This is a genomic window from Pseudoalteromonas sp. S558, from assembly GCF_005886635.1.
Classification (GTDB): Bacteria; Pseudomonadota; Gammaproteobacteria; order Enterobacterales; family Alteromonadaceae; genus Pseudoalteromonas; species Pseudoalteromonas aliena.
Genome location: NZ_PNDU01000243.1, coordinates 25,772 through 32,301, shown reverse-complemented (window position 1 = coordinate 32,301; position 6,530 = coordinate 25,772). Strand labels below are relative to the sequence as shown.

7 protein-coding genes are annotated in these 6,530 nt (G+C 40.1%); 4 read left to right on the top strand and 3 right to left on the bottom strand.

The genetic code is table 11. The features are described 5' to 3' along the window. Window positions 1–181: 181 nt before the first annotated feature. From CWB66_RS15890 to CWB66_RS15875, 4 genes are all read left to right on the top strand, one after another. Window positions 182–769 carry a DUF4202 domain-containing protein gene (locus tag CWB66_RS15890; protein WP_138586107.1) on the top strand — a complete coding sequence of 196 codons (588 nt, stop codon included), beginning with the start codon at window positions 182–184 and terminating at the stop codon, window positions 767–769. Window positions 770–809: 40 nt separating this feature from the next. Further along, window positions 810–1,313, top strand: a complete 504-nt coding sequence (locus tag CWB66_RS15885; RefSeq protein WP_138586106.1) for a TFIIB-type zinc ribbon-containing protein — start codon at window positions 810–812, stop codon at window positions 1,311–1,313. A gap of 100 nt (window positions 1,314–1,413) precedes the next feature. Next, entirely contained in the window at window positions 1,414–2,172 is a 759-nt protein-coding gene (locus CWB66_RS15880; RefSeq protein WP_138586105.1) for a hypothetical protein, read from the top strand. Further along, window positions 2,159–2,917, top strand: a complete 759-nt coding sequence (locus tag CWB66_RS15875) for a hypothetical protein (protein WP_138586104.1) — start codon at window positions 2,159–2,161, stop codon at window positions 2,915–2,917. Before CWB66_RS15880 ends, CWB66_RS15875 begins: the two co-directional genes overlap by 14 nt. Window positions 2,918–3,149: 232 nt before the next feature. Here CWB66_RS15875 and der read toward each other — a convergent pair whose 3' ends face one another. From der to CWB66_RS15860, 3 genes are all read right to left on the bottom strand, one after another. Then, a complete protein-coding gene (gene der / locus CWB66_RS15870) occupies window positions 3,150–4,616 on the bottom strand; it encodes a ribosome biogenesis GTPase Der (RefSeq protein ID WP_077535506.1) in 1,467 nt (488 codons plus the stop codon). A gap of 93 nt (window positions 4,617–4,709) precedes the next feature. Continuing rightward, window positions 4,710–5,888, bottom strand: a complete 1,179-nt coding sequence (bamB, locus tag CWB66_RS15865) for an outer membrane protein assembly factor BamB (RefSeq protein WP_138586103.1) — start codon at window positions 5,886–5,888, stop codon at window positions 4,710–4,712. A 10-nt stretch (window positions 5,889–5,898) separates the two neighbouring features. Beyond that, window positions 5,899–6,519: a YfgM family protein gene (locus CWB66_RS15860; protein WP_138586102.1), complete on the bottom strand. Its 621-nt coding sequence runs from the start codon at window positions 6,517–6,519 to the stop codon at window positions 5,899–5,901. Between the last annotated feature and the right edge of the window lie 11 nt (window positions 6,520–6,530).

Genomic DNA, 6,530 nt, shown 5'->3' with positions numbered 1-6,530 from the left:
TACCAAACAGCCTGCTGCAAATTTAACCTCGAAAGATAAACAGGCCCTAGTGATGCATCACTGCATACATTGATATTAGGTTTTAAAAATAAATGAACTTTAGAATTTCGTAATTTTCATTGCTGGCATATTGTTTATGAGCTGATTAAAATAGAGAAAACTAATTACAATAAAGACCGTCATGTTTAATAAAGTAATCGCCTTAATTGATGAAGCTAATAGCCAAGACCCTAATAATGAATTGCATGACGGGAAAAGCTTCCCAAAAGAGCGTTTATATTCAGATCGTATGAGCGAAATGCTACTTCGTTTTATGCCAAATACAGATGAACTCATGAAAATTGCAGTACGTGCGCAGCATATAGAGCGTTGGAAATCACCTCGTAGTGACTTTGAAATGAATAAACAAGGTTATCACCAATGGCGCAGTGCACTTTATATTTTTCATGCATCGACGGTAGTTAAATTAATGCAACAAGCTAGTTTTGATGAAATAGAGCAAAATCGTGTTTATGAAGCCGTAGCTAAAAAAAATATCAAACGCAATCCCGATAGCCAGTTAGTTGAAGATGTAGCAAGCCTTGTATTTATTGAGCATTACATGCTTGAATTTACTCGTTCTAAACCTGATTATGATGAGCAAAAGTGGATAGGTATAATTCGACGTACGTGGCAAAAAATGTCTGATGACGCGCATGAGTTTGTACTTGCAGGTAATATTACATTACCCGCACCACTTGTTGGGCTTATTCACAAAGCACTTGAGTAAAGTAGTATAAGTTAAGTATTAAAATAAAAAGGAGTTTTAAATGCATTGCCCACGTACAAATGCCTCTCTTGAGCCGTTATTAATTGGCGGTATTACTGTTTACACTTCAGCGCAAGGCGGCGTATTTTTTGATAACAGCCAAATTTTTAAATTTAGCTCGCCAGAGCTAAAGCATGGTCAGGTGTTGCTAAAGCATTTGAGTGAACATAGCGAGAGTGAATACGATGTATCGCTACGAATTAATTGCCCAAAGTGCAAAAAAATTGTAATGATGCGCAGGTATTTTTCGCCAGTAAAGGCCGTCGAAATAGATGAATGCCCAGGCTGTGCAGGAATATGGCTTGATAGCGGCGAGCTGGCAAAAATACACGAAAACCATTTAACCCCCCGAGAGCGTAAGCTGTTAGCCCACGAAATGGCAACCAATCATGGGTTTATAACTATTAAGCCGCCAAAATCAAAGTATTACCCCAAAGCGCCTAAAAATGTTCAAGACACGACAGTTGAACGGCTGGTGCAATTAGCATTACTTAACTTTGAATAATAAAGTAGTCTTGAACGCTACATTAATTTTAAGCTCGCAAGTGCTGCTAATAAAAGCATGACTTGCCAAGAACAAATTTTAAAACCAAGGAAGGCTGAGTATGAAGGATTATAAGCGTAAAACTGCACTGCAATTTTACTGTGTGCTACTGGCGTGTGTTCTGACATCAGGCTGTGATTTTTTATTTGATAAAGCACATGGCTATCGTGGGCCCATTGTTGTGACGATTGAAACAGAGGATGGCTCAGTGCCAGAATTTCCTTTTTTGATAGAGTCTGTGTACACAGAGTCATGTGGTCATAGTAGTTGTGGCATAGACTCAGGTTATAGATACTTTAAAACTGCCTATGCTAATAAGCCAATTACCTTCCCACGGGATCGTGTGGATTTATTACAACCCAATGCCTATGCAACAATTCTTTTTAAGGTTACTCATCCTAATTATCACTACAATGTATTTACGCGAGGCTTTGGGCCCACCGATGCTGATGATCCCATACATATCACGTTTACCGTTAAGCCGTTTGCTGAACAAATGAATAAAGTAGCTGGGTGGGCCGAGCAAGGCAAAGTGATGATGCAGAACGCGGCACCAGATAGTAATGAGCATTTCAATGGAAAAATGCAGCTTTGGCAAGAGCGCTTTAATTTAGGAAAGACGATTAAAAGGCACATTACGGTGATCAAAACTATGTACTTACCCCATTTTTCAAAACGCATGCAACAACGGGTGATTGAAAAGTATCAACCGATTTTTAGAGCCTGGTATTACGGCGTACCTGAAACGGATTGTTGGAGTATGGTTAAATGTAGAAAGCAAATTTTAAAACCAAGGGAAGCTGAATATGAAGGATTATAACAGTAAAACTGCACTGCAATTTTACTGTGTGCTATTGGCGTATTTTTTGATAACAAGTTGCACTACGGTATTTGATAAGGCGCATGGCTATCGTGGGCCCATTATTGTGACGATTGAAACAGAAGATGGCTCAGTGCCAGAGTTTCCTTTTTTGATAGAGTCTGTGTACACAGAGTCATGTGGTCATAGTAGTTGTGGCATAGACTCAGGTTATAGATACTTTAAAACTGCCTATGCTAATGAGCCAGTTACCTTCCCACGGGAGCGTTTGGATTTATTGCAGCCCAATGCCTACGCAACAATTCTTTTTAAGGTTACTCATCCTAATTATCACTACAATGTATTTACGCGAGGTTTCGCGCCCACCGATGCTGATGACCCTATTCATGTCACGTTTACCGTTAAGCCTTTTGCTGAACAAATGAAAAAAGTGGCTGGCTGGGCGACTGGCCCTAAACAAGACATGCAAAACTTTACACCTGATAGCAGGGAATATAAAAAAGCAGACATCAGGTATCGCCAAGCGCGCTTTAATTTAGGAGATATGATCACAAGGCACATTACGGTGATCAAAACTTTTTACTTACCTCATTTTTCAAAACGTATGCAACAACGGGTTATTGAAAAGTATCAACCGATTTTTAGAGCCTGGTATTACGGCGTACCTGAAACGGATTGTTGGAACAAAATGACTTGCCAAGAACATATTTTAAAGCCAAGGGAAGCTGAATATGAAGGATTATAAGCGTACTTATCTGCAATAATACTTAATCATTTTGCGGAGATAAATGTGTCGCTATCTGCGTTAAAAAAATTCTCATTTTGAACCACTAAATAGCGAATTTTTTGCCTAGCTAGCAACACGTTTTTCAAATCTCATAATAGATCACTTAATTAAGCTAATTGGTATAAAGCATAAAAAACGACGTACTAAAAAGTACGCCGTTTTTATTGTAATAAACTAATTCTTAAAAAATTTATTTATTACGGTTTTCTTTTGCAAACGCACGTATTTTACGCTTTTGCGACAGTGTTACTTTATTAACACGACCAGCAAATGGGTTTTCACCTTCTCTAAATTCAATTTTGATAGGTGTACCCATAATTTTAAGCGCTTTACGGTAATAGTTCATCAGGTAGCGTTTATAACTATCTGGTAGGTCTTTAACTTGGTTACCATGAATAACAATACGTGGTGGGTTATAACCACCGGCATGGGCATATTTAAGCTTAACACGACGACCACGAACAAGAGGCGGCTGGTGATCAGCTTGAGCCATGTCCATAATTCGGCGTAGCATGGCTGTACTTATACGTTTAGTTGCAGACTCGTAAGCTTCATCAACCGATTCGAATAAGTGACCAACACCTGTACCATGTAATGCAGATATAAAGTGCAGGCGTGCAAAGTCAATAAAGCCTAAACGGCGATCGAGCTCTGATTTAATACGATCTTTAACGTAATCGTCTAAGCCATCCCATTTGTTCACGGCAATAACCAATGAACGACCTGAGTTAAGAGCAAAGCCTAATAAGCTTAAATCTTGATCTGAAATACCATCACGCGCATCAACAATTAACAACACCACATTACAATCTTCGATTGCTTGTAATGTTTTAATTACAGAGAACTTTTCTACTACGTCACTTACTTTTTTACGTTTACGCACACCAGCTGTGTCGATTAACACGTACTCTTTTTCATTTCGAGTCATCGGAATGTAGATAGAATCACGCGTTGTACCTGGCATGTCGTATACAATTACACGATCTTCGCCAAGTATACGGTTTGTAAGCGTTGACTTACCAACGTTAGGGCGGCCAATTATCGCAAGCTTTACAGGTTTATCTGCAAACGCTTGATGATCGGTGTCATCCCCTTCACCTTCTTCGTAAAGATCAATAAGTTCTTCGTCGTTGTCGGCTACGTCTTCATCTTGCGCTGCTAATTCAGCAATAAGTGGCTGAAGAGTTTGCTCAAGTAATAACGTAATACCACGGCCATGTGATGCCGCAATATGGTGGATTTCACCTAATGATAATTGGTAAAATTCAGCACAGCTTGAATCAGCATCAATACCATCGGTTTTGTTAGCGACAACAAAGCATTTCTTATCTTGCTTGCGCAAATGATTAGCAATAGCTTGATCGGCAACGGTCATACCAACACGGGCATCGACTAAAAATAGCACTATGTCGGCTTCTTCAATGGCTAGCAGAGATTGATCTGCCATTTCGATTTCAATGCCTTCTTCTGAGCCATCAATACCGCCCGTATCTACCACGATAAATTCATAGCCATCGTAACTAGCTTGGCCATATTTTCTATCTCGTGTTAAACCTGGAAAATCGGCTACGAGTGCGTCACGAGTACGTGTTAAACGGTTAAATAATGTGGACTTGCCCACATTGGGTCGCCCAACTAGAGCGATCACGGGAAGCATAAACTACCTCTTTAAAAAACAACAAAAGGCTTCGCAGTGCGAAGCCTTACAAAAAATAATTAACTATTAGCAGGTTATACTAATAGTAGTAAGTTAGTTTGGTATTTTAACCGCACTAACTTCACCATCACGGGTGTATAAAATCAGTTTATCGTCGGCAACAACTGGCTCAATAAAAAAGCCTGAGCTGTCAAAGTCTTCACGAGATACTAGCTCGCCAGTGTCTTTATTTAACCAATGTAGGTTACCTTCTTGGTCGCCTATGGCTAAATTACTACCTGCAACAGTAGGACCAGTTAAGTACCAACCACGTAGATCAGGTTGGCTCCAACGTTCAATACCTGAATTTTTATCTAATGAATAAATAACGCCATTGCTATCTACTACATAAAGACTTTGTGCATCCATCGAAATTTCGCGATAGCTGCTGTATTCACGTTTCCACACAACATTACCAGAGCGAATATCAATAGCTGCCAGATTACCGTTATAGGCAATAGCGTATGCGTAAGGGCCGCTAATAAGTGGCTGAGTATCTACATCAACAAGGCGTTCAAATTCTGATGCGCCTTTTGCTACCGCGATTTCTGAGCTCCATGCTGAGTAACCAGTGTCTGAAATCAAAACATTTAGTTTGCCTGTTTCTAGGCCAACTAATACACCACCATTTGCAACGGTTGGTGAGCTTTGTCCACGTAATGTTAGTGGTGGAACTTCTTGTTCAAAGCTCCAGCGTTCTTCGCCCGTATCTGGGTGAAGCGCGAGTAATTTACCCGAAGCCAAATTAACAAATATGAGACCATCGCCAGCTGCCGGTTTAGACAGTGATTCACCAGGTACATTTTTACGCCAAACTTCTTCGCCTGTTTCACGATCTAGCGCAATTACAAAGCCATGCTCAGAGCCAATGTATATTTTACCATAAGCTTGTAAGATACCGCCTGATAATTTTGCAGTGCCGTTATTAGCCCACGGCCAAAATGAAGTGTTCTGACGTACATCAGTTTCCCATTTTGTATCGCCGTTAGTAAGTGAAAGCGCTTCAATTTGGCCTTCACGGCTAGCAACATATACATTATCTTTATATATGGCTGGTGTTAAACGAGAAAAATAGTGCTCTACACCATCGCCTATCGACTCTTGCCATATAACATCAGTCTCAAACTGATTTACAATTTCAGGAAGGACGAGTTCTTCTTCGTCATCACTCGATGAGCATCCCATTAATGTTGCCATACATAAAGCAAGGGCTGCTGTTGTTAATTTTTTCATGCCTAAAACCTTATGCCGCTGGGCTAGTTACTGCTAGGTCATCTAACTTAACTTGTAAAAGAGGATTAGCTGTTAATCCACCTGCATCTACCGCTGCTTGATACGCCGTGCGTGCTTGGACTTTATTACCTTGTTGAGCGTAAATATCGCCTTTAAGCTCCGCAACATTTGCATTAAATGCCTCAGGTAGTGGTGCATTTAATGTATTCAATGCATCGTCATACTTTGTTTGTGCTATTTGAATGCGTGCTAAACGCGTAATCGCAATCGCTTTTAACTCTGCGTTTTCAACGTTTGATACAATCCAGCTTAGTTTTTCGCTAGCAACAGCTAGGTTTTGCGCTTCTACAGCATCTTTAGCAGCAACAAATGCCGCCAATGTCGCGTAGTTTGTATCTTTATTTTCGCTGATAAATGTATCAGCCGCAGATAACACATCATCACTTTCAACAAGTGTTGTATACGAGTCTGATGCTTGCTCTGCCGTGGTAATTTGGTTCTGGTTATACGCTTTCCAACCATATAAACCGCCTAAACCTACAATTACACCGAGTGCAAGTGACAGGCCGTTTTCACGGAAAAAACGTTTAATGGCTTCTGCTTGTTGTTCTTCTGTTGAATAAATATCCATTCTTACCTCTA

What these genes read in the sequence shown, in the direction of transcription:
- CWB66_RS15875 (WP_138586104.1), top strand. Translation starts at nt 2,159, where the DNA reads ATGAAGGATTATAACAGTAAAACTGCACTGCAATTTTACTGTGTGCTA.
- CWB66_RS15860 (WP_138586102.1), bottom strand. Translation starts at nt 6,519, where the DNA reads ATGGATATTTATTCAACAGAAGAACAACAAGCAGAAGCCATTAAACGT.
- bamB (WP_138586103.1), bottom strand. Translation starts at nt 5,888, where the DNA reads ATGAAAAAATTAACAACAGCAGCCCTTGCTTTATGTATGGCAACATTA.
- CWB66_RS15880 (WP_138586105.1), top strand. Translation starts at nt 1,414, where the DNA reads ATGAAGGATTATAAGCGTAAAACTGCACTGCAATTTTACTGTGTGCTA.
- CWB66_RS15890 (WP_138586107.1), top strand. Translation starts at nt 182, where the DNA reads ATGTTTAATAAAGTAATCGCCTTAATTGATGAAGCTAATAGCCAAGAC.
- der (WP_077535506.1), bottom strand. Translation starts at nt 4,616, where the DNA reads ATGCTTCCCGTGATCGCTCTAGTTGGGCGACCCAATGTGGGCAAGTCC.
- CWB66_RS15885 (WP_138586106.1), top strand. Translation starts at nt 810, where the DNA reads ATGCATTGCCCACGTACAAATGCCTCTCTTGAGCCGTTATTAATTGGC.